Raw genomic sequence first — 23,672 nt, 5'->3', positions numbered from 1 at the left:
AACCGTGATTCCACCGCGTGGAACCGGGCTCCAGCTTCAGCCCCTGCCCGGCTTACCGCCGGCCGGTTGCCAACGGGCGGCCGGCAGTCCGGCGAGGTGATCGCACAAGGCATGGCTGTACGCACGTAACGGAATGGAGGATCGCTGCCTGAGCGCCCGCAGTCCCGCGCGAAGTGCGAAGGTCACCAGGCGCGCCTGGAGGAAAACAATCCGCTCCAAGGATGAAGTGGAAATTTTCTCCGCCATCAGAAAATGCGAACGTACTATATGGTACTCGTAAAAACTGGAACCTCGGATACTGCTGCCGCTCCCCTCATGCCAGATCTCGGCGCCGGCTTCCTCGCACAGCACAACACCCAGGCGACGCAAGCGCCACGACAATTCGCAGTCGTCACCGTAGAAGAAAAACGCCTCATCGAACAGCGGCTGGGCGCAAAGATCAGGAGGGATCAACAGGCAGCAACCGTTCAGATAGGCAAAGGTGCCCGGATGCGGCCGGCTGAATATCAGTCCAGTCAATCGATGGTAGTGCATGAACCCGGAAAGGGCTTGTGACGGCTGATCGTGTCTCATCGGTGCGACGACCGCGTGGAAATTCTCTCGCTCCAGTCTTCGCCAGAGCTTTTTCACCATTTCCGGTTCGGCGCGCGCGTCGCTGTTGACCAGCAGAACCGGCACCTGTCCACGCCAGCGGACTACTTCGGCAATGCCGCGATTCACTCCCGTGCCGAAGCCCAGGTTGTCGGGGCTCTCGACAATCCGCACCTGGATGGCGGCGGCCGGCAAGCTCGCGCGCAACGCGGCCGCACTGGCGCCTCCGTCGGCAGAATTGTCCCAAATCAGCGCATGTTTCACGCCATTGCTTTCAAGCGCAGCCAGACAACTCGCAACTCGGGCAGGCGTGCGGTAGTTGAGGATCAACGCGACGACATCGTTCGCCGACGACAGCACTGGCTGTTTCATGAATTCTCGGATGCAGGATTTTTATGAAATTTCCCGCTGCCGTGGGTTGCAGACCCGCCAGGAGCGTCGGGCCACGCGCGACCGGAACAGCAGCCATTTCAGTATATACTTTGAAAAGTTGGAGGCAAATCAACTGGCGGCACGTCTTCACTGGGGAAGCGGCACCATTTTGCGGCGCGTATGCGCCGCATGAGGTGGCATGTCGCGATCAAGCGGTCGTGGCTGTCTGGAGTGGGTGCAACTGCGTCGGATTACGTCTTTTCGGCCGCGCCGGCCTCCTTCGGTCACAACAGATCCGGGTTCATCGTCAAGTCCATGTGCTCAAGCGGAGCGCTTCGCCGATACTCGCAGAGACCCGCCGGTCTGGATGCCCGCTCCATCGCTGGCGTCCTTGCGCTTCTAAGCATTGCCTTCGCTACCTATCTGGCAATCCGCTTCGCCGGGCAACCACTACTGGAACGGCACGGCTTCAGGCAGACGCAAACGGCCTTGAGTGCATTCTGGATTGCCCGTGATGGATTCCACCTGGATTACGAGACGCCGGTGGTAGGATTTCCATGGGATATCCCATTCGAATTTCCTCTGTTCCAGGGCTTGGTGGCATTGATTTACCGGCTCACCGGATTTCCCCTGGATGCTACCGGCCGGCTGTTGAGTTTCGCCTTCTTGGTTGCCTGCCTGGCACCGGCCCGCCTGATCGGCACGCGCCTGGGACTAAGCCCGTTGACGCGGGCCACTTTCGTCGTTCTGCTGTTCACCAGCCCCCAGTATCTGTTCTGGGGACGCGCATTCATGATCGAGACCGCAGCCCTGTTCTTCTCGCTGGCGTTCATACCCTTCGCCATCGATATATTGCGCCGTGAGAAAGGATGGCTGGCCCCCATAGCCGCGTGCGCGGCAATGACTATGGCTCTGCTCGTCAAGGCGACAACGGCGTTGCCGGTGCTTGCCGTATTGGGAGTGGCTTGGCTGGCCACGTTGCGAACACGCCGGCCGGGATCCAACGACCTACTGGCCGCGTTAGCGGCTTTCGCCGTTCCGCTCACCATAGGAACCATGTGGGTGAATTTCACCGACGCAGTCAAGCTGCACAATCCTATCGGCGCATCCCTTACCTCGCAGGCATTGAGCGCTTGGAATTTCGGAACTTTGCAGCAACGCATATCCCCGCAGTTGTGGAAGGATGTGATCCTGGCGTGGGGAATCGGCAGAAATGCGGGCAGCGCACTTGGTGGGACGGTATTGCTGGCGGCGCTGCTGTGGCCGACACCATTCCCCCGACGAAAGCTCGTCATCGCCGCGCTTTGCCTGTACCTGCTGCCGCTGCTGATGTTCACCAATCTGCAGATCGTGCACGACTACTATCAAACTTCCTGTGTGATCTTCCTGATCGCGGCCTTGTCGATCGCTATCGGAGAATGGCTGCCGCAGTTCAGCAGGCGCGCCGGCCTCAGTGTCCTCATCATGTCCGCCGCAGCGATCATCAACGTCATCGCCTTCGCCTCCAGCGGCTACGCAGCTGCTTTGACGGCTTCACTTGGCGAGAATCCGAAACTGGCGGTGGCGCATTTCGTACGAGAACATGTGCCATACACAGAGCCAGTGGTCATTTATGGCCTGGACTGGAGCAGCGAGGTCGCTTACTACGCAGAACGACGTGCATTGACGGTGCCCCCCTGGTTCTACGACTACCAGCGGACCTGGACAGAACCCGAACAGTTCCTCGGCGGTGTAAGCCCAGGCGCTTTCGTCATCTGCCCATCGCGGACACCACCGACATCGGATCAAGTCAACGAACGGCTCCTGGCGAACCAGGCACTTCGCGCACAGGTGATAGCCGGCTGCCTTATCCTCTACCGGCCGGAGCAGAAGCCAGAGGCCGCCGGTGATGCGCCACGATAGTCGGCACGAAAATGTACCGGGCTGAACGGTAAAGTAAGTAAGAATCGCCTGCATCAGGGGGGAGCCACGATGTCCGAAGACATTAGTCGCGAGCCGGGTTCATCTGTGGCGGGTCGATGCATGCGCCTGATGCTTTACACCGCTCTCGCCGTCTTTTGCCTTCTGATCAACGCGCCTTGGCAATTCATCATGCCGGACAGTGGCGTCGATCCTTCTTGGATGCTGCTGCTCAGCCGCGCCGCGATGAACCATGCTCAATGGGGTTCGGATGTGGTTTTCACCTATGGCCCTTATCTTGACCTGGTCACCCGCCTGTTCGCGCCGGAGCATGTTGCCGCCGCAGCTGTGTCAAGGCTGCTCTTGCTTGTAGTATCCATGCTGTCGATTTTCACAATCGTACGGCGGCGACATGCACTTTACGCATGCACAACTCTGGCCGCCGCATCGGTCTCATTCGCGTACGTTCAGGACACGCAGTTCTTTCTCTATCCGCTGCTGTTTTCGATTCTCCATTTCCGGTCCGGCGAGCGGCCGCCGCCTGCCCTCCTGGGTTGCCTGGCGGCGATCGGCGGCCTTGCTGTATTGGTCAAGCTGTCTTATGGCTTGCTCTACTTGTTCGTTCTGCTTGCGGCTGATGTGGATCTGCTTCTGCAGCGAAAAGCACCCATATACCTGGCTTGCTTGCTGGCATCCTTCGCCGTCTTCTATCATGCCGCGGGACAGAAACTCATCTCGCTCTCCCCATATTTGATGCAGTCGATGGAAATCATCGCCGGATATGGTGATGCCATGGCCAGAGATTGGAACCTCCTTACCTGGCTGGTACAAGCGCTATTCCTGATCTTCGCCTCAGCTTGCCTTGCCGGCATCGCCTACCACGCATTGAGGGACGTCCGCGGCGGGGCGCGCATTCGCACTGCACTGTACCTGTCGACTTTCCTGGCATTTTCGTGCATCAGCTACAAGGCGGGCTTCTCCCGCGCAGACCTCTGGCATATTCCCACCGCCCTGACCGGCGTCGGCCTTGCGCTACTGTTGTACCTCGCCAGCGTCGGCGAGCGCTCTGTCGGACTTCCGATGCGTCGCACCATCATCTGTCTGGCTTCGCTAACGGTTCTCGGCTCGGCGATCATCCTGTCCCCCAACGGCCGCGAGGAAGGGCTGCTAAACCGGCCGTTGCAAGCCGCCCGGCAGGCTGCTCTCCTGATCGAGAATCCGGAGCGATGGAGTCGGCGGCTGAACGCCGATTACCGGGAGGCCCTACAATCAATCAGATTGCTCTATCCCCTCCCGCAGCTGAATGGATCCGTCGATACGATCCCGTCGATGCAAGCCGCGCTGATCGCAAATGGATTGGACTACCGAAATCGTCCGGTGATTCAGGAATATTCCGACTACACCGAGGGGCTTATTCAACTCAATCAGGCTTTCTTTGGGGGTAGCCGTGCGCCGGATTTCCTGATTGCTTCGCCGGGATCAATCGACAACCGCTGGCCAGCCTCCGCCGAAGGCTCGCTCTGGCCGATCCTGTTCGCCCGCTATGGCGCCTACGAATTGCGGGGCAATCTATTAATCCTACGCCGCCGCGAGGATTTTCGTCCCGCCCACTGCGACGAATTCACAGTCATTGCCGCGACACTGAACCAGACAATCGACGTCCCGCCGCTCGAAGGAGCAGTGTTTGTCAGAATCAAGCTCGACAAGACCCTGCCAGGGCGCCTGCTGTCCTTGTTATTCCAGCCGGAAACCGTTCACATCTCGGCGGAACTAGCCGACGGCCGCACCGTGACGCACCGCTTGGTGCCTGAAATGGCGGGACAAGGCATGATCCTCTCCCCTTACATCGACACCGGAGCCGGCATGGCCGCGCTCGCCTCCGGACATGCGGACTTGCTCGATCGCCGCAGAGTCAGGAAATTCACGATCAGCGCTGGCCACCGCAGCGGCTTGCAACATCGTTCCGGCATTGAGGTTTCATTCTGCAGGCTGGACCTGCCGCGATCTGGTGACGTTTCGTTCATGCAGTCCATTGAGTCGCAGCTGAAACTCGAGGATTCGCCACCATAACCGGGTATCGATTTTCCTGGCCGGCGGCTGTTCCACGCCGGCCACGCCCCTGCTGTGACCGCCAACAACTTATTTACGCGCGATGAAGACCATCTGGTGGCAGTGCCAGGGGTCGATGCGCTCCAGCATAGGTTGCATGAAATTTGGGAACGGATATAGCCCGAAGCCATGTCCCCGAACTTCGGCGAACCCGATCATTTTAAGATAGTCGAGCAGGACGCGGTAGCTGAATACGACCAGATGCCGATGCAGCGAGGTCTCTCGCTCGGTGTCGAGTTGAAGCTGATCGTTGCTGACCTTGAACAGTTCCTCCCTTTTCACTAGCGCATCCGAATCGGGGTGCGGCCCGCTTGATGGCATTTTCCCCAGCAGGATCAGTGCAGCTGTAAAGTAAGTGCTGATATTCGGCGTCAGCAGCACCAATGTCCCGCCGGGCTGCAGCACCCGGTGGCACTCCTTCATATACCTGCAACCATTGAGCAGATGCTCAAGCAGGGAAAGCCCGAAGACACAGGAGAATGCATCGCTTTCGTATGGCATCGGCCGGTTGAGATCCCCGCAATCGATCCGCAGGCCGCGCATCCGCCCTTTTTCCGCGGTCTCAGGGTCCCACTCGATGCCAAAGTAGCGCTCGGGCACCAGCCCCGCATCCCGCGCCAGCACATCGAACATCCGGCCACTGTTGGCGCCGCAATCCAGCACGTTGCCGCCGCCCCGCAGCGAGGCGGCTATTTCGGCGGTCGCCGCTCCATAAGCCTCGCGCATGGTCCTTTGATACAGATTCTTGAAGTACGCGTTCAACAAATCCTTTCTCCCGATTCGGCTGAGCGAACAACCCTGAAGTTCCGCATGGCTCGTTTACGACAGATCCGGCCGCGCGCCGCCAGCGCTATCGGCGGCGCGCGGTCAACACAAGCTCTTCACCCCATCCAGGCACTGCAGTTGCACCGAGGTCTTCGAGGGCGCCAAGCAGGCGCCACTGCAGCGGTGGCTTGCCGATACCTGGTTCGCGATCCATTCCGCGCAGGCTTTCCCTGATCGATGACTCTGCATGAATACCCCGCCGCAGCATTCGAGCGTCAGCGAAGCCGCAGCGTGAGACCAGTCCGCGCAATGCCCGCGGGTTGAACAGCACCAAATGACGAGGCGCCTCCAGTCCACGCCAATTCTGCCGGAACAGCCGGTGTCCCCATGAAGCACAGTTCGGTGTGGCGATCCATAGACGCCCTCCCGGACGCAACAATGTGTGACAAGCCTTCAACAGGCTTGCGGGATCATGCACATGCTCGATCACATGGCTGAGCGTGATCGCATCGCAGGATTGCGGATGCCCAGCCGCGTAGGTCTCGGCAGAGGCCACTTCGGCATCGACTCCCGCGGCCCGGGCCTGCGCCACGGCGGATGCGTCGAAGTCGATGCCATGCGCCCTCCAGCCGGCGGAGCGGGCGCGCAACAAGAACACGCCGTTGCCGTTGCCGCAGCCGACGTCGAGGCAAACCATCCCGGCAACCGGTTTGGGCAGGTGCCGCCCGAAGTAATCCAGCTTCAGCCGCACACCGGGCAGCAGCGTCAACAACACCCGCCCGAGAGGCGACCGCGGCGAACGGTTCATGCCGAAACGGGCATGGAGGTAACCGTTGGCCAAGCGCCAGGCGAAGCCGTCGCCGTTGTCCGCACGCTCGAGCTGCAGGGGATCCTGGTGCGTGAAATAGCCCTGGTAGGCGCGATGGATGACCTCTGGGCTGGGACTCGGATCGAGATGGATGCAGCGGCAGCGATCGCAGGACCAGAGGCGCCAGCCCGTCGTGCCCGTGCCGAAGAAACGATCATCGACGGCTGCGTGCTGCAATGTCCGCGAGGTCCCCCGGCAGACCGGGCAATACCCGAGCTGCTGCAGCTCCTCCGGATTCCATAGCGGCGGCCCGTGCATAGGCATCACGGTACCAGCCTTCTGGCGCGCATCGCCTGCGCTGCCATGAACCAGCAAATGGTGAGAATCCACAATTCGGAACTGATTGCGGTAAGGACGGCGCCGCGCAATCCCAGCCGGGGCACCAGCAGCGCGCTCAGGAAATACAGGATCGGCACGGCGGAAGCCTCGATTCCGGCGCGCACGAAAGCGCGGTCGGCCGACTGCAGTACCACGCAGGGAATCATGCGCAGACTGTAGACGATCAGCAAAAGACCCAGCAGCGGCACTACGCCCTGTATTGCCTGATAGTCTCGTCCCAACAATGCGAAGACCAAGCCGCTACTCCACCACAGGACGAACGCACCGACCAATCCATAGGCAAATACCACCATGGTGGCGACGGTGATGGTCCTGAACTGGGCGCGAACGGACTCCGTGTCCACGCGCATCAGGCGCGGCCCCATAGCCTGCATCAATGCGACCACCGGCAGCGTCAATACCGACATGAAGCGATAACCGACACTGTAGAGTCCCGCGGTAACGGCGTCGGCGTTGCGCAAGACCAGGCTTTTGTCGAGATCGACTGTCGCACCGGCGACAAAATACATAAGGGAAAATCCGCAGCAATCGCGCCACCAGCGACGTGAAGTACGAACGAACCGCCAGGACAGGGAAGCCCGCAGACTCAACAACGACAGTGCAGCCAAACTGGCTGCCGCAGCCCCGGCCAGATGCAGATACGCATACCGTTCTAGCCGGTGATCGGCGTGTGCACCCATGATCAGCAAGGCACAGCCCAGTCGCGCAAGAGCCGGAAAAATCGCCACCACGCCGGCCCAATTGAACCGCTCCAAGGACTGAAAGCCAAGTACAGCCGCATTGACGAGCGGGATCAGCGCGATTTCCGCCACTCCGATGGGAACCCAGACCGCAGGAGATAGCAGGCCTGGGACCAGCCAGGTATTGGCCAGGGCGTAGCCGGTAAAACAACCCGGGACGGAAAAAACCGAGGCGCTGAAAAATCTGGACCAGGCACCGGGCAGCTGATGCGGGCTTCGCGCGCCGTCCCGAAGCAGCATCAGGCCGGCACCGCCGCCGGCCAGAGAACCAAACATTACGGCCAGGGTAAGGGGGCTCGACAGCAGGCCGTAGGAAGCGGGCCCCAATGCATGCGTCAGCACCAACAGGTATGCAGCCAGGCAGGCCGTGCGCGACAACTGCCACAGCAACGAATAGCCGGTATTCCGGGCGAGGTTCCCAGGACGCCATCGCCAGATCGATACCGATCGCTCCGTCATCTGTGCTGGCGGCCGGGACACTGCCGCAACGGGGAATACGCCATGCGGTGCAGGCGCAGCAGACGGCAAGCCCGTGGCTGGCGTTCGGCAGATTGCATGTTAGCGGTCGAATATCCCTGGAACGAGATTTTCAAACATCTCCCGATATTGCAGGGCAATCGACGACGCCTGATGCGCGGCCAGCACCTTGCGGCGGTTGAAGGCGCCCATGGCGGCACGCGCCTCCGGCTGCTGCGCCAGCCACTGCAGACGTTCGGCGAAGGCGGCACAGTCGCCGATCGGACACAGGAACCCGCCCTTGCCTTCTTCGATCACTTCGCGCATAGACGGACAATCGGTGGCTACGACCGGAAGCCCGCAGGCCATCGCCTCCAGCACCGCCAGGCTCATCCCTTCCCGCACCGTGGGAATGAGCATGGCATCGTAAGAGGCGTAAACCCCGGGCATTTGCGAGTACGGCACTTGGCCGCGAAACACCAGTCGCGAATCCAACGGCACAGAGCCAATGCGCGCGCCGACACACTCGATGCGCTGGCCGTGCCGCAACCGTGCCGCGATTCCAGGAATCCATTGCGCGCCTTTCCTGCGCGAGAAATTCCCGCTGAACAAGGCCACGAAATCCTGCTGCGCGGCCTTCCTCGCCGGCTGGAAAACCGACGCGTCGATTCCGTTCGGGATAACCTGAATCCGACCTTTGTAGCCGAGATCCTCTCGCACCAGACATGCCGTCGCTTCGCTTACCGCCGTGACAACCGCCGCATAACGTAGGGACAGCCGGGTGAAAGTGCGCAGGTCGCTGCGATAGTGGACCCACTGTAATCGCGAGCAAAACGGGCGCATAAACCGGTCCAACACGTAATTATGGAACGTGACCACCAAGGGGCGCTGCGGCCGCACGAAGAACGCCCCATAGTCGACGCCGGTGTGGATCAAGGTGCTTCTTTGCCGGGAAAACCACGCCAGGGCAGGCGGAAACAGCGTCCACCAGGGGTCGTACGGTTCGACCCGATAGCCCGGCAGATGCCGCTCCAGCATGCGGTGCACCACGATCGACCCGCTGCCGGTGGGCATCGGGCTGAGGACCGCCAGGTTGCCCACTGCATTCTCGGCAGCCATGCCGGTGTCCTCAGGACGCCGCGAAACGGGCAAGCCGATCGACCACAACGGCGCTGGGCGACTGCGAATCCGCGAGGGCGAGGGGCCGTGCAGATTGCGCGTGTTGCCGGGCGAATTCGACGATGGCCGCCTCGTCCGTATCCCCCAGCAGCACGCCCCCTCCCAGGCCGTCAGGCCGTTCCGTGGCTTGTCGCAGCAAAACGCAGGGAATATCCAGCATGGCGCACTCCTCCTGGTTGCTGCCGCCGTCAGTGGCGACGAAGGAGGCGTGCCCGATGAGATCGACGAAACGGAAGAAATCCATGCGCGGAATCAGTTCGAGCCCGGGCTGAGCGCGCAAACCCGCGCCCAGCTGCAACTCCTCCAGCCGCTTATGGGTGACGGGATGCAACACAAACTTGACATCCACCACCTCCGTCAAGCGCCGCAGGATCTGCAACAGGGCATCCAGCCGCTTACGGTTGAACAGATTCTCCTGACGATGCATCGAAAACACCGCGTAGGGACGTGCTCTGGTGCGAATCTCCGGCCCCTGGGCATTCAGGGCGAGCCGCAAGGAATCCTTCAGGGTATTACCGCCGGTCACGATCCGTTCGCCCTTGACCCGCGCAAGGTTCTTTTCGGCGACGCTGTCGGGACAAAGATGCAAGGTGGCGACCCGCGAAACGAGGACGCGGATCAGCTCTTCCGGAAACGGGTGGAAATAATTGAAGGAGCGCAAGCCGGCCTCGACATGCGCCACCGGCCTGCGATAGCGCCGGCCGATGTATGCACCCAACAGTGTCGAAGCGGTGTCTCCATGCACTACGATGACGCTGGCCTGGCGCCAGATGTCCGCCACCTCCGGGCTCTTGGCGGCGGCCAGGGCCTGACGCACCCAGCGCGCGAACGAGATGCGATCCTTGGCTTCGCTGCCCTGCACCAGGATCAGGTCCGCATCGGGCAATTCAAAGTTCTTCTGCAACTCGTCGAAGGTTTCGTTGTGCTGCCCCGTCAAGATCAGCCGAAACGGCAGGCCTCGCGCGGCCGTGGTCCGCACCACAGGTGCCATCTTGATGTACTGCGCCTTGGTGCCGATCAGGAAAACGATCATTTTCTCGACAGTTCGGAGGTTGAACGAGTCCGTGGATCCGCCATATCGGCCAACTTCAGTTGCCGGCCGAGGCGCTTTTATACGTCAGCACTGTGATCTGCTCGGAAATCAAGCCGATGAGAAAAACGATGACCGCGGCGCTGAACAGCAGCACGCTCATATTGGTAAAGCGATGGAGCGTCGTGAAGGTATAGCCGTAATAGCCCAGGCCGAGCAGGAAAAAAGTTGCGCTTGCCGGAACAAACAACTTCAAGGGGGAATACAAGGTGGCAATCTTGAAAATGATCAACAGGAAGCGCATGCCGTCACGCAGCGGCCGGATGTGGCTCTTGCCGATACGCGCCGCAACCTGAATCGGAAAGTAGTGAACCGGATAGGCACTGCGGAAAAACGCCATTGTGATCGTCGTCGGATATGAAAATCCGTTCGGCAACAGGTGCAGGAACTCGCGGAACTTGCCGGCCCGCACCACCCTGAATCCGGAAGTAAGGTCCATTACCTTGAACCCGGTCATCCAGCTGGCGATGCCGTTGTAAAGCGTGTTGGCCATGCCGCGGCCGACACCGGCCTGGTCGGACCAGGAGCGGCTGCCGACCACCATGTCATACCCCTCGGCCAAGCGATCCAGCAGGGGGCCGATATTGTCCGGGGAGTGCTGCCCGTCGGCATCCATGAACACCAGGATATCCCCCCGCGCCACCCGCGCGCCGCGCTTGATCGCCGCGCCGTTGCCCATCGAATACGGCGACGACAGGCACTGCACGCCGTGCTGCTCGCACAGCGCGCGGGTTTCGTCGGTAGAGCCGTCATCGACCACGATGATTTCCGCCTCGGCCTGAGCCGCGCGAAGCCTGGGCAGCAGGCCTCGCAGCGCCGCAGCTTCGTTTTTTGCCGGCAGAATGATGCTGATCAAGCGATGTCCCTTGTTTTCTGGGTTCGGAAAGACTGCCGCGCCAGGCTCTTTGTCGGCTGGAATAGGCGGGGGCTGCACCATTGTACGGGCAGGCCCGCACGGCGCCATAACCGGCGCTTTTTCCACACAGCGCGATTGGATTATTGACGCTGCCGGCTAGGGAGTATAGGGTCATTGGCCAAATAGCCAAACCGACGATCAATCGTTCCCGCACGCCGTGGCCCTCAGTCCAAACGCAACCGTTTCCGGCCCCCCCCTCAGCGGCCTGGCGCGACGCTTCGTCGCCAACCAGCTGCTGACCGAAGACCAAGCCCGCGAGTCCCAGGCCAAGGCGCTGCGTAATACCCGCCCTATCGTCGCGCAGCTGGTCGAAGACAAGCTGATTTCTGCGGCACGGCTGGCTGAGTTCGCCAGCAACGAATTCGGCACCCCCCTGCTCGACCTGAGCAGCATCGAGCCCGATCTCAACACCATCCGCGAGCTCGGCGAAAAGCTCATCCGGGCGCAGCACGCCCTGCCCCTGTACAAACGCGGCCGCAAACTCTACCTGGCCCTGTCCGACCCGACCAATCTGCAGGCCCTGGACGAATTCAAGTTCGCCAGCGGCTTCGCCACCGAGGCGGTGCTGGTTGAAGAGGACAAGCTGGCCAAGGCGATCGAAACCGCCGCCGGCGCCATCCAGTCCTCCAGCATCGGCACCGGCGACGCCGATCTCGAGAACCTCAGCATCGAGGGCGGTGAAGAAGGCGCCCCGGAGGAAAAGAATGCAGGCAGCGACGAAGAAGACGCGCCGATCATCCGCTATGTCAACAAGGTACTGATCGACGCCATCAACCGCGGCTGTTCGGACATCCATTTCGAGCCATACGAGAAGAAATACCGCATCCGCTATCGCATGGACGGCGAGCTGAAAGAAATCGCCTCGCCGCCGGTGCAGCTGGGCGGCCGCCTGGCCGCCCGCCTCAAGGTCATGTCCCGATTGGACCTCGCGGAACGCCGCGTGCCGCAGGACGGCCGCATCAAGCTGAAGCTGTCGGCGACCAAGTCGATCGACTTTCGCGTCAGCACCTGCCCCACCTTGTGGGGCGAAAAGGTGGTGATGCGTATCCTCGACTCGTCCAGCGCCATGCTCGGCATCGACGCGCTGGGCTATGAGCCGGTCCAGAAAGACCACTACATGAAGGCCCTGAGCAAGCCGCAAGGCATGATCCTGGTCACCGGCCCCACCGGGTCGGGCAAGACCGTGTCGCTGTACACCGGCATCAACATCCTCAATACCGAGGACTGCAATATCTCCACCGCGGAGGATCCGGCGGAAATCAACCTGCCGGGCATCAACCAGGTCAACGTCAACCCCAAGGTCGGCCTGACCTTCGCCGCAGCCCTCAAAGCCTTCCTGCGCCAGGATCCGGACGTCATCATGGTCGGCGAAATCCGCGACCTGGAAACGGCGGAAATCGCCATCAAGGCCGCCCAGACCGGCCACTTGGTGCTGTCCACCCTGCATACCAACGACGCCCCGCAAACCCTGACCCGCCTGCTCAACATGGGCGTGCCGGCCTACAACGTCGCCTCTTGCGTCACCCTGATCATCGCCCAGCGTCTGGCGCGCAAGCTGTGCAAGGTTTGCAAGCAGCCGGATGCCGCCATCCCGCGCGATGAGCTGCTGAAAGAAGGCTTCACGGCCGAAGACATCGACAGCCCAGGCTTCGCCATTTTCAAAGCCGTGGGCTGCGACCAGTGCAACAGCGGTTACAAGGGCCGGACTGGCATCTACCAGGTCATGCCGGTCACCGACGCCATCGCCCGCATCATCATGGAAAACGGCAACGCCATCGAAATCGCCGACCAGGCCCGGCGCGAGGGCGTATCCGACCTGAGACGCTCGGCACTCAAGAAAGTACGCGACGGCCAGATCGATCTGACCGAGGCCAACCGCGTTACCACGGATTAGATTATTCTCTCGAGAACGGCACGCCGGACACGGTGAAGGGCACTGGAAGTCCGCGTAATCTTTAGGGAAAGGGGAGTCGGGTATGGCTGCGGCGGCAATCAAGGAATACACGTTCACCTGGGAAGGCGTCGATCGCAAGGGCGCCCGCATCAAGGGCATCAGCGAAGGCCCCAGCGAAAGCTACATCAAGACCCAGCTGCGCAAGCAGGGCGTCAACCCGATCCGGGTGCGCCGCCAGTCCACCCTGTTCGGCAAACGCAAGAAGAAGATCACCGGGCAGGACATCGCCATCTTCAGCCGCCAGCTCGCCACCATGATGAGCGCCGGCGTGCCGCTGGTGCAATCCATGGAAATCGTCGGCCGCGGCCATGCCAACCCGGCCATGGGCGAGATGATCCTGGCGATCAAGGCGAATATTGAGGGTGGCTCCTCCCTGGCTGAGAGCCTGGCCAAGTTTCCCCGCTATTTCGACGATCTGTTCGTCAACCTGGTGGATGCTGGCGAGCGCTCCGGCGCGCTGGAAACCCTGCTCGACAAGATCGCCACCTACAAGGAAAAATCCGAATCCTTGAAGAAAAAGGTGAAAAAGGCGCTGACCTATCCGGCCGCCGTGCTGGTCGTGGCGTTTATCGTCACCGGCATCCTGCTGTACTTCGTGATACCCCAGTTCAAGGAACTGTTCGTCGGCTTCGGCGCCGACCTGCCGGCATTCACCAAGTGGGTCATCTCCCTGTCTGCCTTCGTGCAGGCCGACTGGTGGATCATCGTCGGCGGCCTGGTAGGCACTTTTTTCGCTTACCGCGAAGCGCATATCCGCTCCGCCGCCTTCCGCCGTCTGGTCGACCGCCTGATGCTGAAAATCCCGATCATCGGCGAAATCCTCTACAAATCCGCAGTGGCGCGCTTCGCCCGCACCCTGTCCACCATGTTCGCCGCCGGCGTGCCGCTGGTGGAAGCCATGGAGTCGGTGGCCAAGGCCGCCGGCAACATCATCTTCACCGAAGCCATCATGAGCATGCGCGACCAGGTCGCCACCGGCACCCAGCTCCAGCTCACCATGCAGCAGACCGGCCTGTTCCCCAACATGGCGGTGCAGATGGTGGCCATCGGCGAGGAATCCGGTTCGCTCGACCACATGTGCGCCAAGGTCGCCGAATTCTACGAGGAAGAGGTCGATGTCATGGTCGACAACCTCACCGCCCTGCTCGAACCGATGATCATGGTCGTCCTGGGCGTGCTGGTGGGCGGCCTGGTGGTGGCCATGTACCTGCCGATCTTCAAGCTGGGCGAAGCCATCTAAAAGACCACGGCTTGCCATGTCCCTGATCGAGGCGCTGCGCGCCAATTTCACCCTGCTCGTCGGCCTGGCCGGTGTGCTGGGCCTGCTGGTCGGCAGCTTCCTCAACGTGGTCGCCCTGCGCCTGCCGCGCATGATGGAAGCGGAATGGAAGCGTGAGGCCAGGCTGATCCTCGAACTGCCGGAGGAGGATCCGCCACCGCTGCGGATCACCCTGTCGCAGCCGCCGTCCTGCTGCACCAGCTGCGGCGCCCGCATCCGTCCCTGGCACAACCTGCCCCTGCTGGGCTGGCTCTGGCTGCGCGGCCGCTGCGCCGACTGCCGGGCGCCGATCTCGCCGCAATATCCGCTGGTGGAACTGGCTTCCGGGGTACTTTCTGCCGCGTGCGCCTGGCACTTCGGCTGGGGACCGCAACTAGCGGCCGGTCTGGTTCTCAGCTGGACACTGCTGGTGCTGACAGTGATCGACTTCCGCGACCAACTGCTTCCCGACGCCATCACCCTGCCCCTGCTCTGGGTCGGCCTGTGCCTGGCCTGTTTCGGCGTATTCACCACGCCGCCCATGGCCATTGCCGGCGCCGTCTTCGGCTACCTCAGCCTGTGGCTGATCTACCATGGCTACAGGCTCCTCACCGGCAAGGAAGGCATGGGCCATGGCGACTTCAAGCTGCTCGCGGCCCTGGGCGCCTGGTTCGGGGCCACCTCGCTGCCCATGATCATCCTGCTGTCGTCCCTGGTCGGCTCGGTGATCGGCATCAGCCTGATCCTGTTCCGCGGCCGCGACCGCAACATCCCGATCTCCTTCGGCCCCTACCTGGCCGGCGCCGGTTGGCTCACCCTGATCTGGGGCGACGCCTTGCGCGGCCTGTCCCATCCATGAGCCCGCGCAAACTCGCCGGCGGCGCCTTGGTCATCGGCCTCACCGGCGGCATCGCCAGCGGCAAGAGCACCGTCGGCGACCAGTTCATCGCCCTGGGCGTGCCATTGCTCGACGGCGACCATGTCGCCCGCGAGGTGGTGGCGCCCCCGTCGCCGGCCCTGGCCGCCATTGCCGCACATTTCGGCGCCGAATACCTGCAGCCCGACGGCGCCCTCGACCGGCGGCGCCTGCGCGAGCGCGTCTTTTCCGACCCCGCCTCGCGGCGCGAACTCGAAGCCATCACGCACCCCCTGATCCGCCGCCGCATCCTCGAGTGGCGTGATGCACAGCGCGCCCCATACTGCATTCTCTCCGTCGCCATCCTGGTGGAATCGGGCATGCACCAGCTGGTCGATCGCATCCTGGCGGTGGATGTGCCCCAGGCGACCCAACTGGAGCGCCTGGTGCTGCGCGACGGCATTGCCGAGCCGCTGGCGCAACAGATGATCGCCGCCCAGGCCAGCCGCTCCGAGCGCCTGGCGCGAGCCGACGACGTGGTCGACAACACCTACCCGCCGCAATCCCTGGCGCCACAGGTGAAGCGCCTGCACCGGCTTTATCTGGAAATCGCCGGGACTTCGCCATAAACGTTTGCCCTCCTCGCCCCGGCACGCCACAATGCGGGGATAACCCATGGATTCATAAAGCGATGGACCAGGGCGCGGACTGGATTGCCTTTGAACATCCGCTGAGCGAGCGGATTCGCTTCCTCCTGCGCCTCGAGTTCCTCTTCGCTCAGTACCAGCACCAGCGCATCGATACCTCCGCCTGGGGCCTGCGCGCCAGCCTGCATACCCTGCTCGACATCCTGTCCGTGATGGGCCGCGCCGACCTGCGCACCGAGCTGCTCAAGGAAATCCTCGAGCAGCACGCCACCCTGACCCGCCTGAGCAAGCGCCCCGACGTCAACCTCGAGCGTCTCACCGATGTGCTGAAAGACCTCGGCGGCGTCGCCGCCGACCTGCAGCGCATGGGCAGCTCCCACCCGGCGATGGTCCTGCGCGAAAACGAATTCCTGTTCGCGGTGCTGAACCGCAGCTCCATCCCCGGCGGCGCCTGCGGCTTCGACCTGCCGGCCTACCACCGCTGGCTGTCACGGCCCCAGGCCGAAACCCAGCAGGACCTGTCGGCCTGGTTCGCCAGCCTGCGCCCGCTGGAACGCGCCATCGGGCTCTACCTGCGGCTGCTGCGCGACAGCACCCAGCCCACCGACCATGTCGCCGAGGGCGGCGTATTCCTGCATGTACCGCAGGCCGCCTACCAGCTGGTGCGGGTACTGGTGCCGGCCTCGGTCGACGTCTACCCCGAAATCAGCGCCGGCAAGCACCGCGTCTCGGTGCGCTTCATGCACCTGGGCAACGTCAACACCCGCAACGTGCAGGCCGGCGGCAGCATCGCCTTCCGCCTGCAATGCTGCGTGCTGTCCAACCACTGACTCCAGATTCACCGTTCAAATCCTGCACCGATGACCGCACCGAGAATCGCCGCCTGCCCGCGCTGCGGCACCAGCACCCGCCTCGATCCGCAGAACGTGTGGCGCCCCTTCTGCTCCGAACGCTGCAAGCTGATCGACCTGGGCGACTGGATGAGCGGGCGCTATGCCCTGCCCGTGACGGAAGACCCGGAAAACGAACCCGGGCCGGAACACGACCGGGACGCCGACCGCTAGTCCTGCCAGTAGGCGCGGATTCCGGCGACGCCCTGAGCGCCGTATTCCTGGGCCAGCTCCAGCTGCTGCGGCCCCACCCCGCCAATGGCGTATACGGGCTGCGGCGACTCTCCCCGCAGCTGTTGCCAGCGCTCCCAGCCCAGCGCATGGCCCTGAGGATGGCTGGCGGTCGGCAGTACCGAGCCCAGCACGGTGAAATCCGCCCCCAGGCGCCGCGCCGTGTCCATGCCGGCGGCATCGTGCACCGAGGCCGCAAACCACAGCGCCTTGCCTACCGGCCGCACCCGGCAGTGCCGCAGTGCCCGTTCGGTGGCATGCCAGCCGGCGGCCCCGGTTTCCGCCACGTGATGCGGCTGCCGGTCCAGCATCAGGCCGATGCCACAGGCCTGCGCAGGCTGCCGCAGGCGCGTCGCCAGGTCCGCATAGGCCTGGTCGTCCAGCGCGGCGATGCGCAGGCGCAGCAGGCTCCCGCGGGGCAGGCGCGGCAAGCCCGCCCGGATCAGGGCCTCGTCGGCATTGGGTGGGGTGAAGACGTAGTGTTGCGGCAGGCGCAGCGCCAGCGCAATCGGCGCCACCGTCGGCAGCGTGTCCAGCAGATGCAGCCGCTCCACCGGCACCCAGTCGAACAGCTGCCGCTCGCGCGAATGCGGCTCACCGTCGAAACGGTGCACCAGCCAGGTATCGAGAATGACGATGCGGTCGGCGTACTCATGGCGGAAGCGCAGCAGGCGCCGCGCCGCGCGCACCTCCACGCCCAGCTCCTCGTGCAGCTCCCGCACCAGTGCCTGCAACGGCGATTCCCCCGCCTCGATCTTGCCGCCGGGGAACTCCCATTTGCCCGCCGCGATCTTGCCCTCGGGCCGCTGCGCGATCAGCACCTCGCCCCCGGCATTGACCAGGACGCCGCAGGCGACCTGGATCACCGGCCGTGGCGGATGCGGCTTCAGGTGCGGTACTCCGCGTTGATCTTGACGTAGTCGTAGCTGAAATCGCAGGTCCACAGGCGGGCGTGGGCCTCGCCGCGGCCGAGCGAAACGCGGATGGTGAATTCCGGCTTCGCCACCACCGCCGCGCCCAGCTCCTCGCGGTAATCCGGGTGCGGCTCACCGTGCTCGAGCAGCGGCACCTCGTCCAGCGCCAGCGCCACACCGGCGGGATCCAGCCCCTCGATGCCGGCCTTGCCGATGGCCATGATGATGCGGCCCCAGTTGGCGTCGCCGGCAAACATTGCCGTCTTCACCAGCGGCGAATGCGCAATCGAATAGCCGGCCCGGCGCGCTTCCGCCACGCTGCGGGCCCCGCCCACCTCGATGGTGATGAAGCGGGTGGCCCCCTCGCCGTCGCGGGCGATGGCTTGAGCCAGCTCGATGCATACCGCCGTTACCGCCTCGGTGACGGGAGCGAAATCGGCATGCTGCGGGCCGATATCCTCGCCGCCGGCCTGGCCGGTTGCGAACAGCACGCAGGAATCGTTGGTCGAGGTATCGCCATCCACCGTGACGCTGTTGAAGGACACCTCCACCGCGCGGCGCAGGCATTCCTTGACCGCTTCCGGGGTCAGGCGCGCATCGGTGGCGATGTAGGACAGCATGGTCGCCATATCGGGATAGATCATGCCCACGCCCTTGGCGATGCCGGTCACCGTCACCGGCCCCTGCGAGGTCCGAACCCGGCGGCTGGCCCCCTTGGGTACCGTATCGGTGGTCATGATCGCCCGCGCCGCGTCCTGCCAGGCGTCGGCGCGCAGGTCGGCCACGGCCCGCGGCAGCGCCGCCACCATGCGCGGCACCGGCAGACGCTGGCCGATCACCCCGGTGGAAAACGGCAGCACCTGCTCCGCCGCGCAGCCCAAGGCCTGCGCCACCGCGGCAGTGGTCTCGCGCGCGTCGGCCAGGCCACCCGAACCGGTGGCGGCGTTGGCATTGCCGGCGTTGACCAGCAGGGCGCGCATCGCCGGGCTCGCCGACAGACGCTCACGGCACAGCTGTACCGGCGCCGCGGCAAAAGCGTTCTGGGTGAAGACGCCGGCGACCTGGCTGCCCGGCGCCAGCTCGATCAGCAGCAGATCCTTGCGGCCCGGCTTCTTGATCGCCGCTTCGGCCACGCCGAGGCGCACGCCGGGGACCGGGTGGAGGGTTCCTGGGGGATTGAGATTGACGGCCATAAAAAGCAGTGATTAGTGGTTAGTGAACAGTGGCCAGAAAAAAAAAGCCTTGCGCGGCAGGCCGGCAGTTTAGCTTTTACCAACCACTAGCCACTAGTCACTGACCACTGGAGGTCGTCTCGCTACGCGAGGCGCCCATGGCACTGCTTGTACTTCTTGCCCGAACCGCAGGGACAGGCATCGTTGCGGCCGACCTTGGGCAGCTCGCGCACAAAGGTGTCCGCCACCGGCGCTGACGCCGCCGGGGCCGCCAGCGGACGTCCCGGCTCGGCAAACTGCGGCGCATCATCCGCCACGGCATCGGCCACGCCGGCCGCCTCGGCGTGCTGGAACTGCATCGGCCGCTGCAGGCGCCGCTCTTCTTCCATGGCCGCCACTTGTTCTTCAGACAGGATCTGCACGCGCGCCAGGTTGGAGATCACGGCGTGCTTGAAGCGCACCAGCATCTCGTTGAACATGTTGAAGGCTTCGCGCTTGTACTCCTGCTTGGGATCCTTCTGCGCGTAGCCGCGCAGGTGGATGCCCTGGCGCAGGTAGTCGATCGCCGCCAGGTGCTCGCGCCAGAACTGGTCGAGGATCTGCAGGGTGATGACCTTCTCGGCATGCTCCAGCGCCGGGCCGTTGCTGCGCTTCTTCTCCGCATAGGCGGCGCCCAGCGCTTCCAGGATCCTGCCGCGGATGCCCTTGTCGTCCAGCGTCTTGTCGGTCTCGGCCCACTGCGCCACCGGCAGCTTGAGGCCGAAGTCGCGCTCCAGCGTCTCTTCCAGGCCGGCCAGGTTCCACATCTCTTCCGGCGTTTGCGGCGGGATGTAGGCGTCGGCCACGGCGTTGACCACGTCGGCGCGCACGTCGTCCAGCAAGGGCGTCACGTCCTGCGCCGTCATCAGCTCGTCGCGCAGCTCGTACACCGCCTTGCGCTGGTCGTTGGCGACGTTGTCGTATTCCAGCAGGTTCTTGCGGATGTCGAAGTTGTGCGCTTCCACCTTGCGCTGCGCCGTCTCGATGGCATTGCTGACCATGCGGTGCTCCAGCGCCTCGCCCTGCTGCATGCCCAGCTTGAGCAGCAGCGCGCGCATGCGCGGCGGGGTGAAGATGCGCATCAGGGTGTCGTCGAGCGACAGGTAGAAACGCGTCGCGCCGGGATCGCCCTGGCGGCCGGAACGGCCGCGCAGCTGGTTGTCGATGCGCCGCGACTCGTGGCGCTCCGAACCGATCACGTAAAGGCCGCCGGCGGCCACCACCTGCTCGTGCCGCTTCTTCCATTCCGCCTTGGCCGCCTCGCGCCCGGCGTGGTCCTCCTCGGGGAACAGGGCCAGCTCGGACTCGAGGTTGCCGCCCAGCACGATATCGGTGCCGCGGCCAGCCATGTTGGTGGCGATGGTCACCGCGCCCGGCCGTCCCGCCTGCGCCACGATCTCGGCTTCGCGATCGTGCTGCTTGGCGTTCAGCACCTCGTGCCGGATGTTGCGCTGCTTGAGCAGGCCGGACAGCAGCTCCGAAGTTTCGATCGAGGCGGTGCCCACCAGGATCGGCTGCAGCCGCTGGTTGACCTCGATGATGTCCTGGATGATGGCGTCGAATTTCTCCTTCGCCGTACCGTAGACCAGGTCGCCGCGGTCCTGGCGGATCATGTCCCGGTTGGTCGGAATCACCACCACTTCCAGGTTGTAGATGCTCTGGAATTCGAAGGCCTCGGTATCGGCGGTGCCGGTCATGCCGGACAGCTTCTTGTACAGGCGGAAGTAGTTCTGGAAGGTGATCGAGGCCAGCGTCTGGTTTTCCTGCTGGATCGGCACCCGCTCCTTCGCCTCCACCGCCTGGTGCAGGCCGTCCGACCAGCGACGCCCGGTCATCTTGCGGCCGGTGAACTCGTCGATGATGATGATCTGGCCGTTTTCCACGATGTACTCGACATCGCGCTTGTACAGGTGATGCGCGCGCAGCAGCGCATTCAGATGATGCACCAGCACGATGCGGCTGGCGTCGTACAGGCTCTCATCCGGGCCCAGCAGGCCGATCTCGCGCAGCAGATCCTCGACCCGCTCGTGGCCCGCCTCGGAAAGATGGATCTGCTTGCTCTTCTCCTCGGCCCAGAAGTCGCCGGGTCCCTCTTCTTCCTTCTGCGCCGTGAGGCGCGGAATCAGCAGGTTGAGCTTGCGCCACAGTTCGGGGTCGTCGTCCGTCGGCCCGCTGATGATCAGCGGCGTACGCGCCTCGTCCACCAGGATCGAATCGACCTCGTCGACGATGGCGTAGGCATGGCCCCGCTGCATCTTGTCGGCCGGGGTGAAAGCCAGGTTATCGCGCAGGTAATCGAAACCCAGCTCGTTGTTGGTGGCGTAGGTGATGTCCGCGGCGTAGGCAGCGCGCTTCTCCTGCTGCGACTGGTTCGGCACCACCACACCGACGCTGAGGCCGAGGAAGCGGTGGATGCGTCCCATCCACTCCGCATCACGGCGCGCCAGGTAGTCGTTGACGGTGACGATGTGCACACCCTTGCCGGTGAGGGCATTGAGGTAGGCGGGCAGCGTGGCGACCAGGGTCTTGCCCTCACCGGTGCGCATCTCGGAAATCTTGCCCTGGTGCAGTACCGCCCCGCCGATCAGCTGCACATCGAAATGGCGCATGCCCAGCACGCGCCGTCCCGCCTCGCGCACCACCGCGAAGGCCTCAGGCATCAGACCGTCGAGGGTCTCGCCCTTTTCCAGGCGCTCGCGGAACAGCCCGGTCTGCGCCGCCAGGTCGGCATCGCTCATCGCCTGGTAGCGCGACTCCAGCGCCCCGACCTGAACCGTCAGGCCCTGCAGTTTTTTGACCAGTCGCTGGTTGCGGCTGCCGAAGATGCGCGTGAGTAAGGAAGCCATGATCTGTCTGATTCTGGGGAGGATCGGCCAGCCGCTAGCCGGCCGCGTCCGAACGGAAGGCGGATTATAGGGGATAAGGGTTGCGGCGATGTTGACGGGTTCAAGGGCGTAAAGCGCCAACCGCCGGGGATGCGCCCCCTTTCAAAGAAAAAAGCCCCGGAATCAATCCGGGGCCCAGCTTGTTTCAACAGTCCGCGCCATGGATGGCGCGGTGCTTGTCAGGGACGACCTATCTGGCGGCCTGGATGTACTGCTCGGGATTGACCACGGTTCCGTTCAATACCACTTCAAAGTGCACATGCGGCCCGGTGGAGCGGCCAGTGCTGCCGATCAGGGCCACTGCCTGGCCCTTGCGGACGCGGTCGCCGACCTTGACCAGGATCTTCTCGTTATGGCCGTACCGGGTGACGTAGCCGTTGCCGTGGTCGATTTCCACCAGGTTGCCGTAGCCGTTGCGTTCGCCCGCCGCGGTGACGATACCCGCGGCCACCGACATGACCTGCGAGCCTTCCGCGGCCGCGAAATCGATGCCCGGATGGTAGTCGCGCAGCCCGGTGAAGGGGTCGGTACGCACCCCGAAGCCGGAGGTGATGTAACCGCCGCTGATGGGCCAACCCGAGGGCCGCACTTCCTTCTCCAGCTTGCCGGCCAGCAGCAGGTCTTCCAGCACCCGCATCTGCCGCTCACGGTCGGTCAGCTGCTGCTGCAACTGGTCCAGCGAGCCGAGCACGTCGGCCAGCGCCACCGGCTGTCCCGGCTGGTTGCCGATCTGCACTTCCGGGCCGCCCATGGGGGGCGGCTTGTCAAAATTGAACTCGGCCGGGTCGATATGGGCAATTTGCGTCATGCGGCTGCCGGCGGCGTCAAGGCGCATCACATAGGCCTGCAACTCGGCGATGCGCCGCGACAGCGCATTGGCATCTTCCGCAGCCTTGCTGCGGGCGGTCTGCAATTCGCCGCGCTGCACTTGCAGCTGGCTATCCCACTGGCTGACCACATTGGCAGGCAGCAGCCCGCCGGCCGGACGCAGCATCCACCCGGCCGAAAAACACAGGCCAAGGAGAACTAGCGCACAGATGCTCGCCGGCAGCCAGACTAAGATGTTCCGCGGTTCCAGGCGCAGGCGCCAGGTACGGCCGCGTGCGTGACTGACTAAAATAATATCCATTCCTACAAACCTACCCCGCAAAGCTGATGAAGCCCCCTCGGGAGCCCGACGCAAAAGGCATCGGCGCGTGTCTAGACGAACCTGGTTCCTCTATGCACAGCGTGCTGGCCCGCGCCCGTCAACTGGCGGAAATACAATCCGCGCTCCGTGACTGGGCGGGCGAACCGCTGGCTTCTTCCCTGACGATTGCCAACGAGCGTGACGGCACTCTGATCATTTATGCCGCTTCAGCCGCCGCTCTGACTCAAGTTCGCTACAAGCAGCAAGAATTGATCCATTTCCTGCGCCAGCGCCTCGGTTTGGCCTCTACAAAAGTTGAAGTGAAAATAAATCCATCCGCCAGGAGCGGCTAGATTTTGGCCAGTCTAAACAG

At 63.5% G+C, this 23,672-nt stretch carries 20 protein-coding genes; 9 read left to right on the top strand and 11 right to left on the bottom strand.

From position 1 onward, the window contains the following. Positions 1 to 36: 36 nt before the first annotated feature. On the bottom strand, positions 37 to 963 hold the full coding sequence (locus tag BP26_RS0103565; RefSeq protein ID WP_084182766.1) for a glycosyltransferase family 2 protein: 927 nt from the start codon (positions 961 to 963) through the stop codon (positions 37 to 39). Between the two features lie 231 nt (positions 964 to 1,194). Here BP26_RS0103565 and BP26_RS0103560 point away from each other — a divergent pair, with 231 nt between their 5' ends. Both BP26_RS0103560 and BP26_RS0103555 read left to right on the top strand, forming a co-directional pair. Next, positions 1,195 to 2,865, top strand: coding sequence for an ArnT family glycosyltransferase (locus tag BP26_RS0103560; RefSeq protein WP_157572340.1), 1,671 nt, complete (start codon positions 1,195 to 1,197; stop codon positions 2,863 to 2,865). A gap of 69 nt (positions 2,866 to 2,934) precedes the next feature. After that, the gene (locus BP26_RS0103555) at positions 2,935 to 4,932 is read left to right on the top strand and encodes a hypothetical protein (protein WP_157572339.1); all 1,998 of its coding nucleotides are present in this window, start codon (positions 2,935 to 2,937) and stop codon (positions 4,930 to 4,932) included. 69 nt (positions 4,933 to 5,001) lie between these two features. On the opposite strand, the gene BP26_RS0103550 is transcribed toward BP26_RS0103555, so the two are convergent. From BP26_RS0103550 to BP26_RS0103525, 6 genes are all read right to left on the bottom strand, one after another. Further along, positions 5,002 to 5,733: a class I SAM-dependent methyltransferase gene (locus BP26_RS0103550; RefSeq protein WP_157572338.1), complete on the bottom strand. Its 732-nt coding sequence runs from the start codon at positions 5,731 to 5,733 to the stop codon at positions 5,002 to 5,004. A gap of 88 nt (positions 5,734 to 5,821) precedes the next feature. Further along, the gene (locus BP26_RS0103545) at positions 5,822 to 6,781 is read right to left on the bottom strand and encodes a class I SAM-dependent methyltransferase (RefSeq protein WP_169740637.1); all 960 of its coding nucleotides are present in this window, start codon (positions 6,779 to 6,781) and stop codon (positions 5,822 to 5,824) included. Between the two features lie 86 nt (positions 6,782 to 6,867). Beyond that, on the bottom strand, positions 6,868 to 8,073 hold the full coding sequence (locus BP26_RS0103540; protein WP_029919205.1) for a lipopolysaccharide biosynthesis protein: 1,206 nt from the start codon (positions 8,071 to 8,073) through the stop codon (positions 6,868 to 6,870). Positions 8,074 to 8,241: 168 nt separating this feature from the next. Beyond that, a complete protein-coding gene (locus BP26_RS0103535) occupies positions 8,242 to 9,258 on the bottom strand; it encodes a glycosyltransferase family 4 protein (protein ID WP_029919204.1) in 1,017 nt (338 codons plus the stop codon). A gap of 10 nt (positions 9,259 to 9,268) precedes the next feature. Next, positions 9,269 to 10,351: a UDP-N-acetylglucosamine 2-epimerase gene (locus BP26_RS0103530; protein ID WP_036516112.1), complete on the bottom strand. Its 1,083-nt coding sequence runs from the start codon at positions 10,349 to 10,351 to the stop codon at positions 9,269 to 9,271. A gap of 55 nt (positions 10,352 to 10,406) precedes the next feature. After that, positions 10,407 to 11,264: a glycosyltransferase family 2 protein gene (locus tag BP26_RS0103525; protein WP_029919202.1), complete on the bottom strand. Its 858-nt coding sequence runs from the start codon at positions 11,262 to 11,264 to the stop codon at positions 10,407 to 10,409. A gap of 217 nt (positions 11,265 to 11,481) precedes the next feature. On the opposite strand from BP26_RS0103525, the gene pilB reads away from it, so the two are divergent. The 6 genes from pilB to BP26_RS0103495 all read left to right on the top strand — a co-directional run bounded on the left by pilB (position 11,482) and on the right by BP26_RS0103495 (position 17,103). Continuing rightward, positions 11,482 to 13,218 (top strand): type IV-A pilus assembly ATPase PilB, encoded by a 1,737-nt coding sequence (pilB, locus tag BP26_RS0103520; protein WP_051748217.1) that lies wholly within the window; start codon positions 11,482 to 11,484, stop codon positions 13,216 to 13,218. An 82-nt stretch (positions 13,219 to 13,300) separates the two neighbouring features. After that, a complete protein-coding gene (locus BP26_RS0103515) occupies positions 13,301 to 14,518 on the top strand; it encodes a type II secretion system F family protein (RefSeq protein ID WP_029919200.1) in 1,218 nt (405 codons plus the stop codon). A 16-nt stretch (positions 14,519 to 14,534) separates the two neighbouring features. Further along, entirely contained in the window at positions 14,535 to 15,395 is an 861-nt protein-coding gene (locus BP26_RS0103510; RefSeq protein WP_029919199.1) for a prepilin peptidase, read from the top strand. Next, entirely contained in the window at positions 15,392 to 16,021 is a 630-nt protein-coding gene (gene coaE / locus BP26_RS0103505; protein WP_029919198.1) for a dephospho-CoA kinase, read from the top strand. Before BP26_RS0103510 ends, coaE begins: the two co-directional genes overlap by 4 nt. 62 nt (positions 16,022 to 16,083) lie before the next feature. Next, positions 16,084 to 16,869, top strand: coding sequence for a cell division protein ZapD (zapD, locus tag BP26_RS0103500; RefSeq protein WP_029919197.1), 786 nt, complete (start codon positions 16,084 to 16,086; stop codon positions 16,867 to 16,869). Between the two features lie 30 nt (positions 16,870 to 16,899). Then, positions 16,900 to 17,103, top strand: coding sequence for a DNA gyrase inhibitor YacG (locus BP26_RS0103495; protein ID WP_029919196.1), 204 nt, complete (start codon positions 16,900 to 16,902; stop codon positions 17,101 to 17,103). Here BP26_RS0103495 and BP26_RS0103490 read toward each other — a convergent pair. From BP26_RS0103490 to BP26_RS0103475, 4 genes are all read right to left on the bottom strand, one after another. Beyond that, a complete protein-coding gene (locus BP26_RS0103490) occupies positions 17,100 to 18,026 on the bottom strand; it encodes a Nudix family hydrolase (RefSeq protein ID WP_029919195.1) in 927 nt (308 codons plus the stop codon). The two genes, BP26_RS0103495 and BP26_RS0103490, sit on opposite strands and share 4 nt — an antisense overlap. 20 nt (positions 18,027 to 18,046) lie before the next feature. Further along, positions 18,047 to 19,267 (bottom strand): bifunctional glutamate N-acetyltransferase/amino-acid acetyltransferase ArgJ, encoded by a 1,221-nt coding sequence (gene argJ, locus BP26_RS0103485; protein WP_029919194.1) that lies wholly within the window; start codon positions 19,265 to 19,267, stop codon positions 18,047 to 18,049. Positions 19,268 to 19,389: 122 nt separating this feature from the next. Beyond that, entirely contained in the window at positions 19,390 to 22,134 is a 2,745-nt protein-coding gene (gene secA / locus BP26_RS0103480; protein ID WP_029919193.1) for a preprotein translocase subunit SecA, read from the bottom strand. 226 nt (positions 22,135 to 22,360) lie between these two features. Continuing rightward, entirely contained in the window at positions 22,361 to 23,164 is an 804-nt protein-coding gene (locus BP26_RS0103475) for a M23 family metallopeptidase (protein WP_051748215.1), read from the bottom strand. Between the two features lie 161 nt (positions 23,165 to 23,325). Here BP26_RS0103475 and BP26_RS0103470 point away from each other — a divergent pair, with 161 nt between their 5' ends. Beyond that, the gene (locus tag BP26_RS0103470; protein WP_084182763.1) at positions 23,326 to 23,652 is read left to right on the top strand and encodes a DciA family protein; all 327 of its coding nucleotides are present in this window, start codon (positions 23,326 to 23,328) and stop codon (positions 23,650 to 23,652) included. Positions 23,653 to 23,672 lie beyond the last annotated feature (20 nt).

It is taken from the genome of Nevskia soli DSM 19509 (assembly GCF_000711955.1).
Classification (GTDB): Bacteria; Pseudomonadota; Gammaproteobacteria; order Nevskiales; family Nevskiaceae; genus Nevskia; species Nevskia soli.
The sequence above is the reverse complement of the archived record's forward strand: the minus strand, read 5'-3'. Positions and strand labels throughout refer to the sequence as shown.

What these genes read in the sequence shown, in the direction of transcription:
- BP26_RS0103565 (WP_084182766.1), bottom strand. Translation starts at nt 963, where the DNA reads ATGAAACAGCCAGTGCTGTCGTCGGCGAACGATGTCGTCGCGTTGATC.
- BP26_RS0103555 (WP_157572339.1), top strand. Translation starts at nt 2,935, where the DNA reads ATGTCCGAAGACATTAGTCGCGAGCCGGGTTCATCTGTGGCGGGTCGA.
- BP26_RS0103535 (WP_029919204.1), bottom strand. Translation starts at nt 9,258, where the DNA reads ATGGCTGCCGAGAATGCAGTGGGCAACCTGGCGGTCCTCAGCCCGATG.
- BP26_RS0103530 (WP_036516112.1), bottom strand. Translation starts at nt 10,351, where the DNA reads ATGATCGTTTTCCTGATCGGCACCAAGGCGCAGTACATCAAGATGGCA.
- BP26_RS0103515 (WP_029919200.1), top strand. Translation starts at nt 13,301, where the DNA reads ATGGCTGCGGCGGCAATCAAGGAATACACGTTCACCTGGGAAGGCGTC.
- BP26_RS0103510 (WP_029919199.1), top strand. Translation starts at nt 14,535, where the DNA reads ATGTCCCTGATCGAGGCGCTGCGCGCCAATTTCACCCTGCTCGTCGGC.
- coaE (WP_029919198.1), top strand. Translation starts at nt 15,392, where the DNA reads ATGAGCCCGCGCAAACTCGCCGGCGGCGCCTTGGTCATCGGCCTCACC.
- zapD (WP_029919197.1), top strand. Translation starts at nt 16,084, where the DNA reads ATGGACCAGGGCGCGGACTGGATTGCCTTTGAACATCCGCTGAGCGAG.
- BP26_RS0103495 (WP_029919196.1), top strand. Translation starts at nt 16,900, where the DNA reads ATGACCGCACCGAGAATCGCCGCCTGCCCGCGCTGCGGCACCAGCACC.
- argJ (WP_029919194.1), bottom strand. Translation starts at nt 19,267, where the DNA reads ATGGCCGTCAATCTCAATCCCCCAGGAACCCTCCACCCGGTCCCCGGC.
- BP26_RS0103475 (WP_051748215.1), bottom strand. Translation starts at nt 23,164, where the DNA reads ATGCTGCGTCCGGCCGGCGGGCTGCTGCCTGCCAATGTGGTCAGCCAG.
- BP26_RS0103470 (WP_084182763.1), top strand. Translation starts at nt 23,326, where the DNA reads ATGAAGCCCCCTCGGGAGCCCGACGCAAAAGGCATCGGCGCGTGTCTA.